Origin of the sequence: Alcanivorax sp. (genome assembly GCF_014762765.1) — a bacterium.
Taxonomy (GTDB): Bacteria; Pseudomonadota; Gammaproteobacteria; order Pseudomonadales; family Alcanivoracaceae; genus Alcanivorax.
Genome location: NZ_JABURH010000208.1, coordinates 17,633 through 37,600, shown reverse-complemented (window position 1 = coordinate 37,600; position 19,968 = coordinate 17,633). Strand labels below are relative to the sequence as shown.

22 protein-coding genes are annotated in these 19,968 nt (G+C 59.5%); 8 read left to right on the top strand and 14 right to left on the bottom strand.

Annotated features, from left to right (window positions below; genetic code table 11):
* Nucleotides 1–494: 494 nt before the first annotated feature.
* Complete coding sequence (locus tag HUJ17_RS16420; RefSeq protein ID WP_290511707.1) at nucleotides 495–959, bottom strand: TIGR02444 family protein; 465 nt, start codon at nucleotides 957–959, stop codon at nucleotides 495–497.
* Between the two features lie 62 nt (nucleotides 960–1,021).
* Here HUJ17_RS16420 and HUJ17_RS16415 point away from each other — a divergent pair, with 62 nt between their 5' ends.
* Nucleotides 1,022–2,926, top strand: coding sequence for an ATP-binding cassette domain-containing protein (locus HUJ17_RS16415; RefSeq protein ID WP_290511706.1), 1,905 nt, complete (start codon nucleotides 1,022–1,024; stop codon nucleotides 2,924–2,926).
* A gap of 24 nt (nucleotides 2,927–2,950) precedes the next feature.
* Here the strand turns inward: HUJ17_RS16415 and HUJ17_RS16410 are convergent, their stop codons facing one another.
* Both HUJ17_RS16410 and HUJ17_RS16405 read right to left on the bottom strand, forming a co-directional pair.
* A complete protein-coding gene (locus HUJ17_RS16410; protein WP_290511705.1) occupies nucleotides 2,951–3,643 on the bottom strand; it encodes an anti-sigma factor in 693 nt (230 codons plus the stop codon).
* Nucleotides 3,640–4,185 (bottom strand): sigma-70 family RNA polymerase sigma factor, encoded by a 546-nt coding sequence (locus HUJ17_RS16405; protein WP_290511704.1) that lies wholly within the window; start codon nucleotides 4,183–4,185, stop codon nucleotides 3,640–3,642. Before HUJ17_RS16405 ends, HUJ17_RS16410 begins: the two co-directional genes overlap by 4 nt.
* 171 nt (nucleotides 4,186–4,356) lie before the next feature.
* Here HUJ17_RS16405 and HUJ17_RS16400 point away from each other — a divergent pair, with 171 nt between their 5' ends.
* The 4 genes from HUJ17_RS16400 to HUJ17_RS16385 all read left to right on the top strand — a co-directional run bounded on the left by HUJ17_RS16400 (nucleotide 4,357) and on the right by HUJ17_RS16385 (nucleotide 8,483).
* Nucleotides 4,357–5,877 (top strand): DUF4331 domain-containing protein, encoded by a 1,521-nt coding sequence (locus HUJ17_RS16400; protein WP_290511703.1) that lies wholly within the window; start codon nucleotides 4,357–4,359, stop codon nucleotides 5,875–5,877.
* 11 nt (nucleotides 5,878–5,888) lie between these two features.
* Entirely contained in the window at nucleotides 5,889–6,134 is a 246-nt protein-coding gene (locus HUJ17_RS16395; RefSeq protein WP_290511702.1) for a hypothetical protein, read from the top strand.
* Nucleotides 6,135–6,306: 172 nt separating this feature from the next.
* Nucleotides 6,307–7,359: a tetratricopeptide repeat protein gene (locus HUJ17_RS16390; protein ID WP_290511701.1), complete on the top strand. Its 1,053-nt coding sequence runs from the start codon at nucleotides 6,307–6,309 to the stop codon at nucleotides 7,357–7,359.
* A complete protein-coding gene (locus tag HUJ17_RS16385) occupies nucleotides 7,356–8,483 on the top strand; it encodes a HupE/UreJ family protein (RefSeq protein WP_290511700.1) in 1,128 nt (375 codons plus the stop codon). The genes HUJ17_RS16390 and HUJ17_RS16385 overlap by 4 nt, the downstream gene beginning before the upstream one ends.
* 262 nt (nucleotides 8,484–8,745) lie before the next feature.
* Here the strand turns inward: HUJ17_RS16385 and HUJ17_RS16380 are convergent, their stop codons facing one another.
* Nucleotides 8,746–9,912 carry an acetyl-CoA C-acetyltransferase gene (locus HUJ17_RS16380; protein WP_290511699.1) on the bottom strand — a complete coding sequence of 389 codons (1,167 nt, stop codon included), beginning with the start codon at nucleotides 9,910–9,912 and terminating at the stop codon, nucleotides 8,746–8,748.
* Nucleotides 9,913–10,318: 406 nt separating this feature from the next.
* Here HUJ17_RS16380 and HUJ17_RS16375 point away from each other — a divergent pair, with 406 nt between their 5' ends.
* Nucleotides 10,319–11,494 carry a lipid A deacylase LpxR family protein gene (locus HUJ17_RS16375; protein WP_290511698.1) on the top strand — a complete coding sequence of 392 codons (1,176 nt, stop codon included), beginning with the start codon at nucleotides 10,319–10,321 and terminating at the stop codon, nucleotides 11,492–11,494.
* Between the two features lie 63 nt (nucleotides 11,495–11,557).
* Here HUJ17_RS16375 and HUJ17_RS16370 read toward each other — a convergent pair whose 3' ends face one another.
* From HUJ17_RS16370 to HUJ17_RS16330, 9 genes are all read right to left on the bottom strand, one after another.
* Nucleotides 11,558–11,953 (bottom strand): YciI family protein, encoded by a 396-nt coding sequence (locus HUJ17_RS16370; protein ID WP_290511697.1) that lies wholly within the window; start codon nucleotides 11,951–11,953, stop codon nucleotides 11,558–11,560.
* A gap of 23 nt (nucleotides 11,954–11,976) precedes the next feature.
* Nucleotides 11,977–12,423 (bottom strand): nuclear transport factor 2 family protein, encoded by a 447-nt coding sequence (locus HUJ17_RS16365; protein ID WP_290511696.1) that lies wholly within the window; start codon nucleotides 12,421–12,423, stop codon nucleotides 11,977–11,979.
* A 77-nt stretch (nucleotides 12,424–12,500) separates the two neighbouring features.
* A complete protein-coding gene (locus tag HUJ17_RS16360; protein WP_290511695.1) occupies nucleotides 12,501–13,748 on the bottom strand; it encodes an RNA polymerase sigma factor in 1,248 nt (415 codons plus the stop codon).
* 11 nt (nucleotides 13,749–13,759) lie between these two features.
* Entirely contained in the window at nucleotides 13,760–14,140 is a 381-nt protein-coding gene (locus tag HUJ17_RS16355; RefSeq protein WP_290511694.1) for a CbiX/SirB N-terminal domain-containing protein, read from the bottom strand.
* A gap of 179 nt (nucleotides 14,141–14,319) precedes the next feature.
* Nucleotides 14,320–15,231: a histone deacetylase gene (locus HUJ17_RS16350; RefSeq protein WP_290511693.1), complete on the bottom strand. Its 912-nt coding sequence runs from the start codon at nucleotides 15,229–15,231 to the stop codon at nucleotides 14,320–14,322.
* 154 nt (nucleotides 15,232–15,385) lie between these two features.
* Nucleotides 15,386–16,066: a DUF4336 domain-containing protein gene (locus HUJ17_RS16345; protein ID WP_290511692.1), complete on the bottom strand. Its 681-nt coding sequence runs from the start codon at nucleotides 16,064–16,066 to the stop codon at nucleotides 15,386–15,388.
* 53 nt (nucleotides 16,067–16,119) lie between these two features.
* A complete protein-coding gene (locus tag HUJ17_RS16340; RefSeq protein ID WP_062815376.1) occupies nucleotides 16,120–16,344 on the bottom strand; it encodes a DUF3820 family protein in 225 nt (74 codons plus the stop codon).
* A 125-nt stretch (nucleotides 16,345–16,469) separates the two neighbouring features.
* Nucleotides 16,470–17,084, bottom strand: a complete 615-nt coding sequence (locus HUJ17_RS16335) for a cation diffusion facilitator family transporter (protein ID WP_290511691.1) — start codon at nucleotides 17,082–17,084, stop codon at nucleotides 16,470–16,472.
* Nucleotides 17,084–17,425 carry a DUF3703 domain-containing protein gene (locus HUJ17_RS16330; RefSeq protein ID WP_290511690.1) on the bottom strand — a complete coding sequence of 114 codons (342 nt, stop codon included), beginning with the start codon at nucleotides 17,423–17,425 and terminating at the stop codon, nucleotides 17,084–17,086. Before HUJ17_RS16330 ends, HUJ17_RS16335 begins: the two co-directional genes overlap by 1 nt.
* Before the next feature lie 79 nt (nucleotides 17,426–17,504).
* Between HUJ17_RS16330 and HUJ17_RS16325 the strand changes: the two genes are divergently transcribed.
* A complete protein-coding gene (locus HUJ17_RS16325; RefSeq protein WP_290511689.1) occupies nucleotides 17,505–17,915 on the top strand; it encodes a helix-turn-helix domain-containing protein in 411 nt (136 codons plus the stop codon).
* Nucleotides 17,916–18,039: 124 nt separating this feature from the next.
* A complete protein-coding gene (locus HUJ17_RS16320; protein WP_290511688.1) occupies nucleotides 18,040–18,432 on the top strand; it encodes a hypothetical protein in 393 nt (130 codons plus the stop codon).
* A gap of 60 nt (nucleotides 18,433–18,492) precedes the next feature.
* Here HUJ17_RS16320 and HUJ17_RS16315 read toward each other — a convergent pair whose 3' ends face one another.
* Nucleotides 18,493–19,953 carry an amidohydrolase family protein gene (locus HUJ17_RS16315; protein ID WP_290511687.1) on the bottom strand — a complete coding sequence of 487 codons (1,461 nt, stop codon included), beginning with the start codon at nucleotides 19,951–19,953 and terminating at the stop codon, nucleotides 18,493–18,495.
* Between the last annotated feature and the right edge of the window lie 15 nt (nucleotides 19,954–19,968).

Below are 19,968 nucleotides of genomic sequence, written 5' to 3'. Positions count from 1 at the left end.
ACCGCCGCCCACCAGGACGACATGCCATCCACCAGCTCGCGCCCGTCTTCCAGCGTCAATCGCACCCCTTTGGCACTGGCCACCGCAAAGGTGGGCAAGGGTTTTGAGGTGGACGTATAGGGATGCCAGAGATGGTCGCGGTCGAAGGCCAGGTCGGTGGTCATGGGACAGTCCGGTGAAACACAAGGGGAATGAAGGATGGCAGGAGGACGTTAAAAGTTCAAAGCGCGAGAGCGCGAGGTGGTGGCACCGTAGGAGCTCCTCTTGAGGTGCGAACCGCGTGTCAACGCGGAATCGGCCGAAGGCCGATCAGGAATGTCAGGGCTCAACAGGCTTTTCTGGAAAGGGATGGGAGTAGCTGCGATACCGTTTCCTCGCCAAGGCTCGGATTCGCACCTCAAGAGGTGTATTCGCTACGCTCACCCTTCGGGCCGCACTGCACAACGTGCGTTACTCCGCTACGCTCCGTTCCTACAGCGGCTTCGTCGCAATGCCTAGAGCGCTACCAGATCGTTGAGAGCGCCCTGCAACCCTTCACACTGGGCCGTTTCCGGCACCAGCACCAGCAACCACCCCATGGCATCCACCGGCTTGCCGGCGGGCAACAGGTTGTCGCAAAGGGTCGGCAGGGTCGTCAGCAGCCAGCGCTCCCCTTCCAGCTCCACCTGCTGCAGCTGCCGCTTGAATTCTGGCAGCCGCGCATCGTCGCCAGCCTTGCGGCGAACGGCCCGCAGTGGGCGCAGATAATCGGCTTCGAATTGCCCGGCCAGCTCCGCCATTCGGCGCCCTACTCCTGCATCCGGCTGCTTGCCTGATTCTGCCAGCCACAGGCCAGACAGCAACAGCGCCACCGGCACCTGATATTCGTCCTGCAGGTGCAGGCAGGCACGCTCAAAATCCTTGTCCTGCCATCGCCCCAGGGCATAGCGCCACAGATCCTGCTTTATGGAGTCGTCCACGGTTCCCCCGTTACCTTTGCTGGCTTACACTGCGCCGGTTCTCATCAACCCCGGATTACCCCATGCTCTCTCTGGAACACATCAACCTCCGCCGTGGCCCCGACCTGTTGCTGGAAGACGCCAGCGTGGTCCTGCACAAGGGCTGGCGTGTGGGGCTGGTGGGCCGCAATGGCACCGGCAAGAGCTCGCTGTTCAAGCTTATCATGGGCGAACTGGAGAGCGACGGCGGCAACCTGAACCTGCCCGCGGACTGGCGCCTGGCCATGATGGCCCAGGAAGTACCCGCACTGGAACAGCCGGCCATCGACTATGTGCTCGACGGCCATCGCGCCCTGCGCCGGGCGGAGAAAGCATTGGCAGACGCGGAAGCCGCCGGTGACAACCACGCCATCGCCCACGCCCATGGCGAACTGGAAGCATTGCACGCCTGGCAACAGCCGGCCCGGGCCGCCACCCTGCTGGCCGGGCTCGGTTTCAGCGAAGCGCAGCAACAGCAGCCGGTGGCCAGTTTTTCCGGGGGCTGGCGCATGCGCCTGAACCTGGCCCAGGTATTGATGAGCGATGCAGACCTGCTACTGCTCGATGAGCCCACCAACCACCTGGATCTGGATGCCATCCTCTGGTTGCAGGGTTACCTGATACAGCAACCGGGAGCGCTACTGGTGATCTCCCACGACCGCGCCTTCCTGGATGCCACCGTCAACCAGATCCTGCATATCGAACACAAACAGCTGAAGCACTACAGCGGCGGCTACTCGGATTTCGAACGCCAGCGCGCCGAGCAATTGTCCCTGCAACAGAAGATGCACGAGAAGCAGCAGGCCCAGGTGGCCCACATGCAGAAGTTCATCGCCCGCTTCAAAGCCAAGGCCTCCAAGGCCAAACAAGCGCAAAGCCGGGTCAAGGCACTGGAACGACTGGAACTGATCGGCCCGGCCCATGTGGATTCCGGGTTCAGTTTCGATTTCCACAAGCCCGATAAACTGCCCAACCCCATGGAAAATCTGGATGCGGTGCAGTGCGGCTACCCGGGGGCACCGATTCTCGACCAGGTCAGCCTGAGCCTGCGCCCGGAATCGCGCATCGGTCTGCTCGGCCCCAACGGCGCCGGCAAGTCTACCCTGATGCGCACCCTGGTGGGCGAACTGGCGCCACTTGGCGGGCGCTTCGAGAAAGATGGCGACCTGGTGATCGGCTACTTCCATCAACAGCAGGTGGACCGGCTGGCCGCCGACGACAGCCCTTACCAGATGCTGTCCCGGTTTTATCCCAAGTGGAGCGAGTCACAACTGCGTAGCGAGCTGGGCCGTTTCGGTTTCCACGGCGATGATGTGTTTGCCCCGGTGGGCCGTTTCTCCGGTGGAGAAAAAGCCCGCCTGGCCCTGGCCATGATCGTGCAACAGAAACCTGCCCTGCTGCTGCTTGATGAGCCGGCCAACCACCTGGATCTGGATATGCGAGAAGCGCTGACCATGGCACTGCAATCCTTTGAAGGAGCTGTGGTGATGGTGTCCCATGATCGCCACCTGCTGGAAACCACCGTGGACGAGTTCTATCTGGTGGCCAATGGTTCAGTGGTCCGTTTCGATGGCGACCTGGATGACTACGGCCGCTGGCTGCAACAGAACCGCCGAGATGGCAAACCCGTCAAGGAAGAAAAAGCCGGTGACGGCATGGATGCAAAAGCTCGTCGCCAACAGGCTGCACAGCAACGGGAACAACTGCGACCGCTGAAAAAGCAGGTGGAAAAACTGGAAAAACAGCTCGGCAAATGCGACCAAACGCTGGCCGAAATCGAGACGGCACTGGGCGACGAAGGCCTGTACACCGACGACAGCCGCAAGAACGAGATGAACGGATTACTCGGTGATCAGGCGCGTCTTAAGAAACAGCACGATGAGCTGGAAGAACAGTTACTGGAAGCCATGGAATCCCTTGAGCAGGCAGAAAGCGAACTGGTCGACTAAGACGCCCACTCTCTGCCCACTGGACTACATTTGCACCAGGCGCGTCTGATAAACCACTGGTCCGGTGGGCTGGCCAGTGGGCGACCCTCCGGCAGGTTCAAGGCTGATCGCCAGAGAACGGGACTGCAACAACTGACGAACCTGCTGATCGCTGAGATCCACCTTCAACTGCGCGCCCCCCGTGGGCAGCAATGCTAACGATACCGGTGCACCGGACTCCGGCAATAACCACAACTGGTAATCCCTGCCCCCGTCCGCTGGCTGAACCGGCGGCATGGCCTTCACTGTCAGTCGATGATCCGCAGACGCATTGACCAGCCACAGCGGTTCGGCCTGCTGGCTTTGCACCACCCCCACATAGTGGGTCACCACCGTAGGCGGCGGCGTCCACACCAGCAAGGCGAATACAGCCAGCATGGCAATACCGGCACTCCATCGCCAGGCCGTAAGAGTTTGCCACCAGCGAGGGGCTGCGGGCTCAACAGTACCAGGGAAAAGACGTTGCTCAATGGCATGCCAGACCGCATCCGGAGGCGAGGCTTCCGGCAGACTGTCGTTAAAGGGTTGCAGTCGACGCTCCCAGTACCACACCTGGCGGCGAAGCCGGGATGAAGTCATCATCCAGCGTTCGAAACGCTGCCGTGCAGCCCCCTGCAACGTGCCCACCACATACTCGGCGGCCAACGCATGGTTGCGTTCGTAGTTATCGGGCTTCATGTGCCAAGACACCGGCGCAATACATCCAGGCCGCGACGAACCCTGCTCTTGGTGGTGCCCAGGGGTTGGCCCATGGCAACCGCCAGCTCCTGATGGGTAAAGCCACGAAAATAAGCCATTTCGATACTGGAACGGTAACGTTCATCCAGGTCTTTGAGGCAATCGCTGAGTCGTTGCCGATCCGCCTGATTGTGCGCATTTTCCATAGGGCCGGGAGCAGAACTGACCTGGCTGCTGCTGACGCTGTCGAAGTCCACCTCATGCCGGCGTCGGCGCAATGCATCCAGACAGCGGTAGCGGCCAATGGACATCATCCAGTTGAGTACGCTGCCTCGATCGCAGTGATACTCTCCAGCGTGATGCCAGACCTGAATATAGGTTTCCTGTAACACGTCGCAGGCTTCGTCCTTGTCACGCAGCAGATGCAGACACATACCGAAAACCGCTCGGTGAGTTTGCTGATAAAAACCGGCAAAAGCCTGACGGTCGCCCTGTGCGACTCGCGCCAGAGCACTGACCAGCCCGTCGTTTGCTTCCGCCATGACGAAACACTCCCTGCATACCCATTATCGATACCTCCTTAGTGACAGATGCCATGTCGTAAATACGTGAAAAAAAGGAACCTGGATGCATAAAAAAACAAAATAAATTCTGCATCCACCAGCGCTCCTGCCGCGTACTAGTGATACTCAGACAAAAAAAGGAGATTCGTCATGCTACCTCGCCACTCTCTCATCCCAGCGGCCTGTGCCGTTGCCACCCTGCTGGCCAGTGCCGGCACGATGGCCTCAAGCCACCGGGAAGCCCCTTTTATCACTGGCATGCCAAAAGTGGACGGCACGGATTTCTACATGTTCAACAGTTACGAGTCCGGCCGCGACGGCTATGTCACCCTGATTGCCAACTATCTGCCACTGCAGGATGCCTACGGTGGGCCCAATTATTTTTCTCTGGACGATGATGCCATCTATGAAATTCACATCGACAACGATGGCAACGCGGAAGAAAACATTACCTTCCGTTTCCAGTTCAACACCGAACGCCGCAACCTGGCGGTAGATGTGGGCGGCACATCCGTGCCCGTTCCGCTGATCAATATCGGTGCGGTAACCGGCCAGAACAACGATGCCCAGAATGTGCTGGAAAGCTTCACGGTGGAAATGATCACCGGCGACCGTCGTACCGGCAACGTACAGAACCTGACCGAGGCCGGCAGTGGTGACAGCAGCTTTGCCAAGCCTCTGGACAACATCGGCACCAAATCCATTGGTGACTACGAAGCCTACGCGGACAACTTCATCTACGACGTGACCATCCCCGACTGCCCCATGCCGGGCCGCGTCTTTGCCGGTCAGCGCCAGGAAGGCTTCGTGGTCAATCTGGGCGAAGTCTTTGACCTGGTTGCGCTGAACCCTCTCGGCGCCCGTGATTCACGCAGCAATGTGATCGCCGACAAGAACATCACCAGCCTGGCACTGGAAGTACCGGCGGACTGCCTGACCGGTGACAACACCGTCATCGGCGGCTGGACCACCGCCAGCATCCGCCAGGCCACAGTCATCAATCCGGGACCGCAGGGCTCCGACACCACCGGCAGCAGTAATGCCAAAGGCCCGGCCGTGAAAGGCGGAGCCTTTACCCAGGTATCCCGTCTTGGCTCGCCGCTGGTAAACGAAGTGGTTATCGGCCTGCCCGACAAGGACCGTTTCAACAGCAGTGAACCGAAAGATGATGGCCAGTTCGCCACCTATGTGACCAACCCCAGCCTGCCCGCGCTGGTGGAAATCCTGTTCGGGGTCAGCGCACCGGAAACGCCGCGCAACGATCTGGTCACCGTGTTCCTGACCGGGGTACCCGGTGTCACCCAGCTGCCCACTGTCACTGCCAGTGAAATGCTGCGCCTGAATACCGCCATCCCCGCCACTGAAGTGGGCGCACAGAACGACCTGGGTGTGGCCGCTGGTGACTTTGCCGGCTTCCCCAACGGTCGCCGTCCCATTGACGACGTGGTGGATATTGCCCTCACGGCTGCCGAAGGCTTCCTGTGCGGCGCGGACGTGAACGGCGAAGCGGCCGGCGGCGAGATTGGCAGCTGCGGCAGCCAGGACATGCAGGTAAACGGTGGTGCCATCGTCAACGACGGTGCCCTGCCAGACCCGGCAAATTACCTGACCCGCTTCCCCTACCTGAACACCCCGCTGCCCGGCGCCGATAATGTCGCCGTGGCAGAGTGAAGGAGGACACCATGCGATACTTACTGGCCATCACCGTCAGCGTGAGTGCACTGCTACTGAGCGGGTGCTTTGGCAGCGACAATGACCGTCCTCGCCAACAGGCTCCCGTGGCGATCAACTACACCGCCTTTGTGAAAGCTCAGCTGGCCACTACCGGGGATACCCGGGATCCGGTTGCGATCAATGACACCCGCTTCATCTTTCGTGACCAAGACAATCCGGATGCTTATAACAATGTATTGGCACCGGATAATTGAGACCAGCTCCCGCCGTCCTGTGACGGCGGCGGGAGTCTTCCGCTCCGAGAGGGCCTACGGGAAACGACAACGCGTCAGTCAATGGCGCATTGTCATTACCCTGGCGGCCCTCCTCCTGTTTGTTTCGAGCGCGCGGGTTCACGCCGCTCCCTATACTCCGGCCGGGGATCATGTGGTTCTCGCCCGTCTGCCCCAGGCTCCCTCTGCCCTGGTGGCACCCCCCTCTGCGCCTGTCGACCCGGCAGCGGCGCTGGCTCTGGCCCGCTCCCAGATCGACTATGCCGGCAGTCAGGATGACCCCCGTTTTCTGGGTTACGCTCAGGCGACGCTGGCACCGTTGTTACAGTCCTCGCCCTCATCAGAGGCCAGCCTGCTGATGGCCCGCATCGAGCAGCAGCGACATCAGTTTGCCCGCGCCCGCCACCGGTTGATCCGATTGCTGGAACAATCGCCTAACCAGGGCCAGGCCTGGCTTATGCTGGCCAATATCGATCGGGTGCAGGGCCGCCTCGACGAGGCACAACAAGCGTGCCGGAAAGCGGCAACCACTCTGCCACCTACCACCGTGCTGCTCTGCCAGGCCAGCGTGCAGGCTATCAGCGGCCAACGAGACCAGGCTTACAACACCTTGCAGGCCTTGGCCTCCAGCCCTGCCGCCCCGCAGGGAGAATCAGCCCGGTGGCTGGCTACCCTGAGCGCGGAAATCGCAATGCAACAGGGCAATCTCGACAGGGCCTCCCAGCATTTACAACATGCCCTGCAGCAGGCCCCACAAGCCCCCTATCTGCGTTATCTGCAAAGCGACCTATGGCTGGCCCTTGGTCAACCGGATGCGGTCATCAGTGATCTGGCCGCCTGGCAGGACAGGGATGGTGCCTTATTGCGACTTGCCATCGCCGGGAAGCGCCTCGGCCACCCGCAGGCAAAGACCTGGCGGCAGGACTACCGGGCACGCATGGCGATGGATCAGAACACCGGTCGCCAGCGCCATCTGCGCGAACACGCCCGCTTTATGCTGGAAGTAGAAAACGACCCGCAAACCGCCCTAACCCTGGCCCGGGAAAACTGGCAGCAGCAACGGGAACTGGCAGACCTGCGCCTGCTGCATGCCGCCGCTTCGGCCGCAGGCGATCAGAGCGCCCTGGCCAAGCTACAGACCTTTTTGGATCGCTATAACGTGGCCGATGCCCAGCTTTCGCAACCCGTCCGGGGAGCCGCTCAATGAAATCCCTGTATTTGTTTTTATTGCTTCTGCTGACTGCCGGACAGGTCCTCGCCCATAAACCCAGTGACAGCTATCTGGTGATCAACACCAATGACGGCAACGCCCTGATCGAAGGGCGTTGGGATATCGCCCTGCGCGATCTGCAGCTGGTGTTACCCCTGGACCGGAACGGTGATGGCGCCATCACCTGGGGAGAACTGCGCCAGCAGCGAAACCGCCTCTCGTCCGCTGTGTTGCCCTCCCTGACCATTGATGCGGTGGCCGGTGATCAACGTCAGGCCTGCCCCCTCACCTTGACCCGGCTGCAGGCCATCGACCATGTGGATGGCACCTACGCGGCACTGCACTGGCGCGGCGACTGCCAACGCCCCCCGGAGCAACTGGCCGTGGGCTATCAGTTCCTGTTTGATCGGGACCCCACCCACCATGGCCTGCTGCGTCTGGAACAGGGAGACAGCACCCTCACCGCTGTGTTCAGCAACCAGCACCGCCAGCAGCTCATGGGCAGGGATGCCGGTTCCCAATGGCAGGCCTTTCAGGGCTTTATTCGCCAGGGCGTGCATCACATCCTGATCGGTTACGACCATATCCTGTTCCTGCTCACACTACTGTTCCCGGCGGTACTGGTATGGCAACGGGGCGGCTGGCAGCCGGCATCCACCATGACCGGCGCACTTACCCAGACCCTGGCCATTGTCACCGCCTTTACCGTGACCCACTCGCTGACCCTGGCGCTGGCGACACTGGGCATCATTACGTTACCCACCTGGCTGGTGGAGTCCGCCATTGCCATCACCGTGGCCCTTGGTGCAGCGGCAAATCTGGTGCCCCGCCTATTTCCCAAACGCTGGGTGATGGCCTTTGTGTTCGGGCTGATTCATGGGCTGGGCTTTGCCTCGGTACTGGCCGATCTCGGGCTCACTGACAGTGGCATTTTCCTGCCGTTGCTGGGCTTCAATCTGGGAGTGGAACTGGGGCAGGTAGCCATCGTGCTGCTGTTTGTGCCAGCGGCCTATCTGGTCCGGGAAACGGTGGCCTATCGGCGGGTCTTTGTGCCAGTGGGCTCGGTAGCCATCATGATCCTGGCCGGAGTGTGGCTGGCAGAGAGACTGAGCGGCGCCTGACAAGGCAGACATGCCGGGCGCCCTCTGACCGTTGCCACAGATTGCGTAGGGTTCACTGAGCCTAAGGCGAACTGCACCGGCCCGGCGTTTGATGGTGCAGTTCGCCTTAGGCTCAGTACACCCTACTTCCTTGCAAACAGTGGTTGTTTGCGGCCATAAAAAAGCCGCCCCGGTTTTCCGGGGCGGCTTTTTTTCAGGTCGAACAACGCGGTGGCGCGGCACCCAGCGTTGCCACTTTCAACTTTGAACTTTCAACTACGCCTTACAGCACTTCGATGATGGTGGCGTTGGCGGTTCCCAGGCCTTCGCAGATGGCCAGCAGACCGTACTTGCCGCCGCGACGCTTGAGCTCGTAAACGAGGGTTCCCATCAACTTCGAACCAGTGGCACCCAGCGGATGGCCCAGCGCCTGGGCTCCACCGTTCACATTGAGTTTGTCGTAGTCGGCGCCTACCGCTTTCATCCACGCCAGCGGCACGGAACCAAAAGCTTCGTTCACTTCGTACAGATCAATATCATCAATGCTCATACCTGCCTGCTTGAGCACTTTCTCGGTGGCCGGAATCGGGCCTTCCAGCACCATGGTCGGATCGGAGCCCACCACCGCCATGGCATGAATGCGAGCCAGCGGTGTGAGACCGTATTCCTTCACTGCCTTTTCGCTGGCAATCATTACGGCGGAGGCGCCATCAGTAATCTGGCTGGCGTTGGCGGCACTGATGTGGCCCCCTTCCTGCAACGGTTGCAGGGCCTTGATGGCATCCAGCTCCGCTTCCCAGCGAATGCCTTCATCCACGGTATGCTGGTCGCTGCTGCCGTCTTCCAGGGTAATCGGCACCGGAATGATCTCGTCCTTGAAACGACCCGCTTCAGTGGCGGCGGCACCGCGCTTGTGGGAATCGTAGGCGAACTGATCCAGCTCGGCCTTGCTCACCCCGTACTTCTCTGCCATGCGCTCGGCACCCAGGAACTGGCTGAACGTCTCCCCGGGATAGCGCTTGCTGATTTCGCCGGTAAACGGATTGCCCATTTCCTTCACCGCCATCACCGGGGAGCCGATGGGCACCTGGCTCATGGACTCCACGCCACCGGCGATAACCAGATCCTGGGTGCCGCTCATCACCGCCTGGGCAGCGAAATGGATGGCCTGCTGGGAGGAGCCGCACTGGCGATCAATGGTCACCCCGGGCACGGACTCCGGCAGACAGGAGCTGAGAATGGAGGTACGCGCCACGTTGAAGGTCTGCGGCCCGATCTGGCTCACGCAACCAAAAATCACGTCATCCACTTTCTCCGGCGCCACGCCGATACGATCCACCACCGCATCAATCACCCGGCCCCCCATATCCGCCGGATGCACCTTGCTCAGCCGACCATTCTTCTTGCCACCGGCGGTGCGCACCGCCGCTACAATATATGCCTCTGCCACCTTGCTTCTCCTCACACGTCGTTGACTGGTGAAAATTCGATAATGTCCTTGAGGCTACGCTTGGGACAGGGAAGGGCTCAATGACAGAAAACAACGCGCGTAGCAGGCATTCGGTCACCGCTGTGACAGATCGGGTTCGCCATAAAGACTGTAAAGTTCGAAAAAATCGATTAAATCCCCCAGTCAGTTCCGCTGTTTCAGCAAACGGTTCCGGCTCATCCTTGTCCCCATGATTCAGACGGTCACATTCGTTCAACCGTCTCCGCTGGCATAACGACAACTCTCTGTAGAAACAGGCAATAACCGTCCAGCAACGCAATACCGCTATTGCGCGTGCCGGGACTACTGTACGCGCAGAAAACGTGAACCGGGTGCGCCCTGCACACCCTCATGTGGACATAACGCCATGAACGACGCAGAGAAACAGACAGGTTTTGCCAATCCCCGCCAGCCCATCGGCAAGCCGGGCATGACGGCGCTGCGGGTTATCCTGCTGGCCAGCATGGCAACACCCGGGATCAGCACCTCGGCGACCCCCGCCGATAGCCTGCAACTGGCCCGCGCCGGTGATCCCGCGTTCGAAGAACAGCACCCACGCCCGCCGCGAGTCGATCCGGAACAGGAACCGGCAACCGGTAGCTGGTCCCTGACCCTGGACAACGACCTGCTGGTGCCCGGCAGCCGGGACCAGGACTACACCTACGGCATCAGCGTAGCTGCCACCGGCAGCAAGGCCCGGGATTTCGCCCTGTCCCTGAATACCCCTCTGACCTGGATCGACAAACTGACCGGCGTGGAAGGCATCACCGGCAGCAATATCCGGGGGCACAGCTTCGAAGCAGGCATCTTCGGTTTCACCCCGGAAGACAAGGAAGCCGAGCGCCCACTGTACGACGACCGCCCCTACGCCAGCCTGATGTACCTCTCCAGCAGCAGGGTGCAGGTAGACCCGGCCAGGCAGGTGGCCTGGCACAGCTCCCTGACAGTAGGAGCCATGGGCCTGGATCTGGCCGGCGACATCCAGAACGGAGTCCATAAGGTGATCGGCAGCGACCGGGCGGAAGGCTGGGAGCATCAGGTCAGTGACGGCGGCGAACCTACCTTCCGCTATGCGGTGGCCAGGCAGAAAATTCTGCCCGTTTCCAGCGATAACCTGGAGGTAAAAAGCACGGTGGAGGGCTCGGTGGGCTACCTCACCGAAGCGCGCTGGAGCCTGAGCTTCCGTGCCGGGCGCCTGCACACCCCCTGGTGGCAGACCAGCCCGGAACTTGCGCACTACGGCGAACGCAACAATGCCACCGCCATGAGCCAGGATAACGAACGTTACCTGTGGGGTGGCATCGCCCTGGTGGGCCGGGCCTACAACGCCTTCCTGCAAGGCCAGTTCCGCGACAGCGAAGTGCGTTACGACAGTGGCGAGGTCAACCATGGCGTGGCAGAGGCCTGGCTGGGTTATACCTGGGCCTTCAACGACGGTTACCGGCTCAGCTACGTCCTGCGCGGCCACACCTCCGAATTGAAAGAGGGTGTAGGAGACCGCAATGTGCTGTGGGGCGGACTGGTGTTCGCCAAGACGTTCTAGGGCCTGTTCGGCGCGCCCTCATTCACTGTTGGAGCTTTGCGAGCAAAGCTCCAACGAGGTTCCCTAGGACTTCAATGCTTCCGCATAGGGGACCTGATCGGAGGATTCCCCGTAAATATCCCGCACAGGTCGCACCTCGATGCTGCCATAACGGGCCGGCGGAATGCGGCTGGCTACGCGGATGGCATCGTTCAGGTCATTGGCTTCAATCAGATAGAAGCCGGCGAGCTGTTCTTTGGTTTCCGCAAAAGGCCCGTCGGTAACACTGACCTGCCCATCACGCACCCGCACTGTTGTGGCCGTGGCCACCGGTTGCAGGGCGGAGCCATCCAGCATCACGCCGGATTCGCTCAAGCCGCCGCTGTAGGACTGGCATTCCTTGTTCAGTGATTGCCAGTGATCATCACCACGCTCCTGCATGGCCGCTTCGCTGTAATACACCAGACATAGATATTTCATCGTGCTCTCTCCTTGGCAGTCAGTTAACGAAAGCGTACCGGCGCGTGGTCCGGCTGCCAGTCCATAATCAGAGACATATCTTCCGGGTTGAAGGGGCTGGAAAAATGCTCGTGCAAAATCTGCCACTGGTCACCGTTCCTTTGCCAGACCTGGGTGACACGCATCCAGCCTCCCTGTTGCTCGCCCTCCACCGTAGCGCCGCAATGGGTCAGGCTGTGGCTCACCGCCAGGCTATCGGACGTTTCCACCTTGAGATCATGCATCTCGAAGAATGGGTCGGCGGGGCAGGCCTCCATGCATTTTTTCCAATGCTCCCGATAGGCCTTCGCCCCTTCCACCTGCATAGCCAGAATGGCATCAAAGGAACGGATGGCAGGGTGATAGAGTGCCATCACCGCATCCACATCGTTGCTTGCCGCCGCCTTGAGCCAGCGGCGGGTAAGATCCTCAATCGTGCTTTCAACGCTCATGGTTATCTCCTTGATTCCGGTTGTCTTATAAGGGAATCGAAAGGCAAGACGCTGTTTCGACAGGACAGTGGATTTTTTCACCCCAGCTCCGCCAGCCGCTGGCGCAGGAAGCGTTGTTCGGCGGGCTGGGTAGCGCGGTCCAGGGCGGCTTGATAGGCGCTACGGGCCGGTTCCCGCTGGCCCAGCCGGCGATGCATATCCGCCCGGGCAGCATGGGCCAGGTGATAATCGCGCAGGGTGGCGTCCTCCATCAGCGGCTCCAGCGCCTGCAAACCCGCTTGCGGGCCATCACGCATGGCCACAGCCACTGCCCGATTCAGGGCAACGATGGGGCTGGGCATCATTGTCAGTAACAGGTCATAGAGGCCGACGATCTCGGCCCAGTCAGTGGCATCACTGCTGGGCGCCAGGGCGTGGACTGCTGCAATAGCTGCCTGCAGGGTGTAGGGGCCGAAGCGCTGGGTCAGCAGAGCGCTACGCACCAGCTCATCGGCACGGGCAATTTCCTCCCGGTCCCAGAGACTGCGATCCTGTTGTTCCAGTAACACCAGTTCCCCTCCGGTAGTGGTGCGGGTGGCGCGGCGGGCATGGTGCAGCAGCATCAGTGCCAGCAGCCCTTTCGCTTCCGGCTCCGGCCGAGGTAACAGGGCCAGCACCAGTTCCGCCAACCGAATGGCTTCCTCACTGAGATCATGGCGCAGCAACTGCTCTCCCGATGACGCCAGATAACCTTCGTTGAAGACCAGATAAATCACCTGCAGCACGGCCTGCAAACGCTCGAAAAGGTCGTCGCCCTCCGGCACTTCGTAGGGAATTCTGGCATCTCGGATCTTGGCTTTGGCGCGCACGATGCGCTGGGCCACGGTGGACGGTTTCTTCAGGAAGGCGCGGGCAATTTCTTCCGTGGTCAGACCACACACCTCACGCAGGGTCAGTGCCACTTGGGCCTCCTGGGCCAGCCCCGGGTGACAGCAAGTGAAGATCAATCTTAGCCGGTCATCCTCAATGCCCACATTCTCCACCTCCATCTCTACCACCGACCGGGCCGTCAACTGCTCGGCCTGTTGATGGAGAATCTGGTCGTAGCGAGCACGGCGGCGCAGCTGATCGATAGCCTTGAAGCGGCCGGTGGACACCAGCCAGGCCCGGGCATTATCGGGTATACCTTCTTCAGGCCACTGGCGCAGGGCGGCCATAAAGGCTTCCTGCAGGGCATCTTCAGCCAGGTCAAAGTCCCCCAGCAAACGAATCAGTGTAGCCAGTACCCGGCGGGATTCCCGGGCAAACAGGGCATCAACCTCTCTGGTAAAAGCCGTGCCATCCATGACAATGCCACCTAAACCTGTTCACCAATGTGCTTGAGTACCAGCCCCGCCAGCCCTTTGGCATTACCGAAATAATCCAGTAACTCGATGGAGAGATCGGGGAAACGCTGCCGGGCGTCTTCCACCTGGGCGGGAATATCCTTGCCCACATGTTTTCCCTTGTTGAAGAACAACGGATACAGCTGCACGCGCGTCACAGGCTGGTGTTCCAGTTGCTGAATCGCTTCCACCAGGGAAGGCTGGGCCAGCTCAAGGAAACAGGGCAATACCGCCACGTATTCCTCTCCCGCCCCATGGGCGGATTCTGCCACGGCTTCCACCAGGGCACGGAATTCGTCGTTGGCAGTATCGCTGCGGCTGCCATGGGCCATGATTAATAGGGCTTTGGACATTGATACTCTCCGGACGCTTGCGTAGGAGCGTCGCTGGCGGCGCGATTCCTGACCTGGATAAAAACGTTGTCACCACAGAGGGCACAGAGAATACCGATTCTTTTCCTCAGAGATCTCTGTGCCCTCGGTGGTGAAATCGCCTTTGATTTACGTGTTTTATCGCGCCGCCAGCGACGCTCCTACAACGACGTTGTCGTGAACTCGTAGCTGGCTTCGACGACGATGGCATGCCGCCGTCCCAGCGCTTCCCGGTCATCATCGTAGCCGCCGCCAATCACTGTGGCCACCGCTATTCCCCGGCGGCGACAGCGCTCGATCACACCCCGGTCACGATCGGCGATACCCTGTTCGGAAATACATAGCCGGCCCAGGGGGTCATGCTCGAAAATATCGACGCCGGCATCATAAAGCACCAGTTGCGGCCCCACGGTATCGAGCAGGTTTTCCAGGGTTTCGAATACCGTATCCAGGTAATCCCGGTCGTTCATGCCCAGTGGCAAACCCACATCCAGATCGCTTTTCTGCTTGCGCACCGGAAAGTTCTTTTCGCAATGAATGGAACAGGTAAAAGCCCGCGGCTCATCCGCGAGCATGGCGGCGGTGCCATCACCCTGATGTACATCGCAATCGAAAATAAGCAGCCGCTCCACCGCACCGCTGGCCAGTAGCTGTTTGGCGGCGAAAACCAGATCATTGAAGATACAGAAGCCGGAACCGAAATCGTAATGGGCATGGTGGGTACCTCCAGCCAGGTGACAGGCCAACCCCTGTTTCAGAGCCAATTGGGCGGTAAGCAAGGTACCCATGGGGGCAATACACGTGCGTTTCACCAACCCCTCGCTCCACGGCAACCCCAGACGGCGCTGGGCTTTCTGATCCAGAGTGCCCGCAACAATATCCGACACATATTGCGGACAATGGGCCTGGGCCAACAGAGCAGCCTTGGCCCGGCCCGGACGAAATTCATTGTCCCCGTGCGCTATCCCCGCCGCCCGCAAATGCTCATGCAGCAGGCCAAATTTTTCCATGGGGAAACGGTGTTCGCCAGGAAAGGGAAAGCTGTAATCGGGGTGATAAACGAGAGGCAGCACAGACGACCATAGCGTGGAGGGATTACAGACATTGTGGCGGCCGGCGCTTACCCGGGCAATGGCACCGGGCTGAGCAAATGACGAGGATGGCGACACGAATGGGCATTTGTAGCTGGCGTATCGTCACCCTCTCCAACCCGGCTGCAGTCGAGCCCTAAAACAGCCACTCCAACCCATGCCGCGCCTGGTTGCGGGCGTTCTCGGTGATTACCTCGCCGTGGGCCAGGCTGAGTTTTTCGAAGGGCCATTCCAGGATACGGGTAATGCTGGCACGGGCTTTGCGACGGTTCAGGTACACCAGCCGCAGGATCGGGTGCCAACCCGGCTTCTGCCACAGACCGCCCAGTTTCAGATACCAGCGGGTGAAGCCATGATCACACTGGCGGAAGTTTTCGATCAGGTCGGCGGCAATCAGGGTGCGGCTGGCGCGATGATAGAACACCGTTTCCTGCAGCATGGAGCCTTCGATAAAGACCAGCTCGAAGTCATCGCCCCAATCCGGGTGCGGGGTTTCCGACAGCGTTGCATCCAGCGTCAGGTCCTTGCGCTTGCCTGCCAGCTTGGCCGGGCCATGCAGGAGCGCCTCCGGGTAGCGCTGTTTTACCTCGGCAGCAAACACATGGTGGAACAGGTTCGGACAGACGATGTGTTTTACCTCACCCAGTGCTGCCAGCTCCGCGGCCAGGTCCTCGTCCACCGGCACCGGCGAGTGCAACAGAAGACCGCCGGTGGACAGCTTTACCACCGTCATGCGGGTGCCCACATGCAACCCCATGAAAGCGTGTGGAACGGCGACGTGCCAGATGGCATCGGCAAGCGGTTGAAGGTGGCTCATGATGTAATCCTTCCGTGTCTCTGAATCATCAAGACTAAAGGCCAAACCGGCGGCTATCCATGGCTTTGTCGTAACGGCTCCAGCAGCTTTTCGGTACCGTCCATCTTCAACATCAGCGCCAGCGCCATCAGCCGGCCCAGCTCGCCGTTGGGGAAGCCCTTGTCGGCGAACCACAGCAGGTAGGGTTCGGGCAGATCGATCAGCACCCGGCCCTGGTATTTGCCGAACGGCATGGTGCGTTCGATCAGGGCTTTCAGGTCTTCCTGTTTGAAATCCATAGATTCAACAATGACGGCAGAAACGAAATAACGCAGTGGGCAACCATCCTTTCAAAGGCTGACAGCCGCCCCTGTACCCGACGTGCACGAGCAGCCTACAGGGCAGGCCTTGCACCGCCAACTGCTTATCCGCAATGATCCGGCTGCTGCTCGTTGCTGGCCTGACGCAGAATAGACACGGCACTGTGGGTAAACAGACCGGCAATGGCCAACGCTACCAGCAGGTCCGGCCAGCGACTGCCCTGCCAGACCACCAGAGCCCCGGAGAGCAGTACCGCCAGGTTGGCAATGGCATCGTTGCGTGAACACAGCCAGACCGAGCGGATATTGGCATCCCCCTGCCGGTGGCGCATCAACAGCAGTGCACTGACCACGTTGGCGGCAAGCGCCAGTCCCGCCACGCCCATCATCATCTGGCCCTGAGGCGCATTCCCCTGCAGCAAGGCCCAGACACTATTGCCCAGCACTATCACCCCCATGACCAGCAGGGAAACCCCCTTGATACGGGCAGCCCGCAACCGCCAGGCGAGGGACTGCCCCAACGCCCACAGGGTCAAACCGTAGGTAGCCGTATCACCCAGAAAATCCAGTGCATCCGCCTGCAGGGCACGGGAATCCGCCAGCACCCCGGAGGTTGCTTCCACTACGAACATCACCGCATTTATCAGCAGCACTACCCATAACACCCGGCGGTACTGCGGGGCCGGGCTGGCCTGGATATCACTATCACAACACCCCATCACTCAGTCTCCATCAGTTCACGTAAATCCTCGGCAACCGGCATGGGCTGCACCGGGCTGACGTTCGCGCCACCGGTATTACCCAACGGCACCCACAGCCGCGACAGCAGCACGGCCGCCGGCAGCCGCAATAGCTGACCTCGTACTTCGCGGGCATCGCGGCGCTGCCATCCCACCTTCAGCATCCACCAGTGGCTCTGCACATGGGGCACCATTCGGGTCTGGCCCAGCACATGGGCCCGCTCCAGCAGCGCGAACGCCTGCTTCCAATGACGCTGCCGGTAAGCCCGCCGGCCGTCGGCCATGGCCGCCGCAAACGCCTGTCTCTGTCGTTGATTCACGGGCTTCTCCTTGAATCGCTTTCGTTATGTCACCATTTAAAAAGCTATAGTGACTATAGGTTCAAGCCCCGGAGACGCCATGAGCACGCTTTTTTCCATCGGCACCCTGAGCAAAGCCGCCGGCTGCAAGGTGGAAACCATCCGCTACTACGAAAAGATCGGCCTGATGCCCGAGCCCGCCCGCAGCGAAGGCGGGCAGCGACGCTATCACCGCAAGCACCGGGAACGGCTGCAGTTCATCCGCCATAGCCGGGAACTGGGCTTTACCCTGGATGATATCCGCGAACTGCTCGCCATGAGCGAACAGCATGCCCATGCGGACAGCATCGCCCGCCGCCACCGGGCGGCTGTGCAGGCGCGCATTCACTCCCTGACAGCATTACGCGATGAACTGGACCGAATGATTAAAGAATGCGCCCAAGGACACGAGGGGGAATGCCGAGTCATCGAGGTGCTCAGCGACCATCAGGAGTGTCACGGCGACCATTGATGGTTTTACCGCTTACCCCATATGGGGGAAGACCCTTTCTGCCCAGTTTCTACAATGAACCTGGAACGACGACGCCCGGTAAGGACACGCCGGGATCAAATGATGAACAGAAAAGGGGAAGATCATGAAATGGACTATTGGCATTGCCACACTGCTCGCCTCACAGTTTGCCATTGCAGACTACTATTCCAGCCTTGATGACGACACCTGCTGGGATGGCCGAAACAGCCGCGGCGGCCCCTGCATGGTGGTGCACGACACCAAGTGGAGCCAGTACACCGAGGGGCGCTTCACCGTCACCTTCCGCAACACCTGTAACAACCGGATTTATGCCCGCTTCTGCAATGAGCGCGACAACGGCTCCGAAGATTGCGGCGCTTCCGGCATTTCCGCAGGCAACACCAAGAATTGGTCCACCAGCAACGCCAATGGCCGCTATACCTATAACTGGATCGGGGTAGAAAAAGGCTCCAAGGACTGGGTCTGCTCCGGCAAGGTACCCAACTGGCACGACTGACACGCTAAGGGAGCATGCCGTTCGGGCAGCATGCTCCCTGTTCTCTATCAGCACAGAAAATTACTGAGCAATGTTTTTGTAGATTTTCCCGTCCTTCATTATCACCAGAAAACTTTTCTCGGGATCGGCAACCAAATCAATATTTTCAAGAGGATTTCCATCGACCAGAATCAAATCTGCCAATGCGCCTTCCTTGACCACGCCCAACCTACCCTGATACGGCGCTCTTTTACCAGATAGCGCAAGCAGGTCTGCATTGGTGCTGGTAGCCATTTTCAGCACTTCTCCTGGCTTGTACCAACGAACCATTTTGGCAAGCTGAGCCCCCTGCCGCTCATTAAGCTTGGCATCAAAAAGAGTATCCGTCCCCCAAGCTGTTTTGATTTTATATTTTTTTGCCAGGGCATAGGCCGTGTCCGTTCCACGAGTCATCAACAATTGCTTTTCACGGTTCTCAGAACCATCAGGGAAAGCGGTGATATCCTCATCATCCAGAAAGGGCTGGAGACTCAACCAAATATCTTTTTTTGCCATCAACTTTGCGGTTTCTTCATCAATCAGCTGACCGTGGTCAATCACCTTCACGCCAGCACGAATCGCTGTTTGAACCGCTCTTGGCGTGTAGGCATGAACTGTCACGTAGGTGCCCCAGTTTTCAGCGGCAGCCACCGCTGCGCTGAACTCTTCCTCTGTATACTGAGAAACATCAATGGGATCGTAATTGGAAGACACCCCACCACCAGCTGCCAGCTTGATTTGTGAAGCTCCGAGCATCAGTTGCTCCCGGGCACGACGAATCACCTCATCAGGGCCATCCGCAATAGCAGCTCCGCCAACCTGTTCAGAATAATGCAAATGCCCATCGGATGACCGAGGCAATTCATTGGTATGACGGTAATCACCATGGCCTCCCGTCTGGGAAATCATCGCGCCGGATGGCCAGATTCTTGGCCCGACAATAAGCTCTTCATCAATAGCACGCTTGATACTGAAAACCGGACCAGCAAGATCACGCACACTGGTGAAACCTCTCATTAGTGTCTTTTCTGCCTCCTGAGCGGCAAGCAGGTTTAGATAACCTTCCGGGCCAGCAAGCGCGACACTCAAGGGGGCAGCAGCAAGCATCATGTGGAAGTGAGCATCTATCAACCCGGGCATCAGGGTGTTGCCTTTACCGTCAATGACTCGGATATCATCATCAACATCTATGGTTGATGATGATATTCGGCTTATCTGATTGCCGGTGATCAGCACATCTGAAAGCTCTGAAAGCGAAAGATCTTCACCATTGAAAATCTTGACGTTCCGGAATACTAATGAGCGCTCCTCAACAGAGGTCTCTGCAGAGGTTACGGAAGCGATCAGCACTACGCACCCGATGCAGGCAATCAAAAAAATCTTTTGTATCACGATGCCATTCCCAGGAAATGTGATTAGAGCTGAAACTAAAGCATGGCGCGATAAGACTCGTCTATCAAAATTACAAAAGACCCCCAAAGATTTTAAAGGCAGCAGCGCCACAGAGATTGCCCTACT

Excerpts from the sequence above, each read along its gene's own strand:
- HUJ17_RS16360 (WP_290511695.1), bottom strand. The coding sequence starts at position 13,748 with ATGGATGGCACGGCTTTTACCAGAGAGGTTGATGCCCTGTTTGCCCGG.
- HUJ17_RS16400 (WP_290511703.1), top strand. The coding sequence starts at position 4,357 with ATGCTACCTCGCCACTCTCTCATCCCAGCGGCCTGTGCCGTTGCCACC.
- HUJ17_RS16345 (WP_290511692.1), bottom strand. The coding sequence starts at position 16,066 with ATGAGCCACCTTCAACCGCTTGCCGATGCCATCTGGCACGTCGCCGTT.
- HUJ17_RS16385 (WP_290511700.1), top strand. The coding sequence starts at position 7,356 with ATGAAATCCCTGTATTTGTTTTTATTGCTTCTGCTGACTGCCGGACAG.
- HUJ17_RS16395 (WP_290511702.1), top strand. The coding sequence starts at position 5,889 with ATGCGATACTTACTGGCCATCACCGTCAGCGTGAGTGCACTGCTACTG.
- HUJ17_RS16405 (WP_290511704.1), bottom strand. The coding sequence starts at position 4,185 with ATGGCGGAAGCAAACGACGGGCTGGTCAGTGCTCTGGCGCGAGTCGCA.
- HUJ17_RS16335 (WP_290511691.1), bottom strand. The coding sequence starts at position 17,084 with ATGGGGTGTTGTGATAGTGATATCCAGGCCAGCCCGGCCCCGCAGTAC.
- HUJ17_RS16375 (WP_290511698.1), top strand. The coding sequence starts at position 10,319 with ATGAACGACGCAGAGAAACAGACAGGTTTTGCCAATCCCCGCCAGCCC.
- HUJ17_RS16320 (WP_290511688.1), top strand. The coding sequence starts at position 18,040 with ATGAAATGGACTATTGGCATTGCCACACTGCTCGCCTCACAGTTTGCC.
- HUJ17_RS16340 (WP_062815376.1), bottom strand. The coding sequence starts at position 16,344 with ATGGATTTCAAACAGGAAGACCTGAAAGCCCTGATCGAACGCACCATG.
- HUJ17_RS16370 (WP_290511697.1), bottom strand. The coding sequence starts at position 11,953 with ATGAAATATCTATGTCTGGTGTATTACAGCGAAGCGGCCATGCAGGAG.
- HUJ17_RS16410 (WP_290511705.1), bottom strand. The coding sequence starts at position 3,643 with ATGAAGCCCGATAACTACGAACGCAACCATGCGTTGGCCGCCGAGTAT.
- HUJ17_RS16355 (WP_290511694.1), bottom strand. The coding sequence starts at position 14,140 with ATGTCCAAAGCCCTATTAATCATGGCCCATGGCAGCCGCAGCGATACT.
- HUJ17_RS16365 (WP_290511696.1), bottom strand. The coding sequence starts at position 12,423 with ATGAGCGTTGAAAGCACGATTGAGGATCTTACCCGCCGCTGGCTCAAG.
- HUJ17_RS16415 (WP_290511706.1), top strand. The coding sequence starts at position 1,022 with ATGCTCTCTCTGGAACACATCAACCTCCGCCGTGGCCCCGACCTGTTG.
- HUJ17_RS16325 (WP_290511689.1), top strand. The coding sequence starts at position 17,505 with ATGAGCACGCTTTTTTCCATCGGCACCCTGAGCAAAGCCGCCGGCTGC.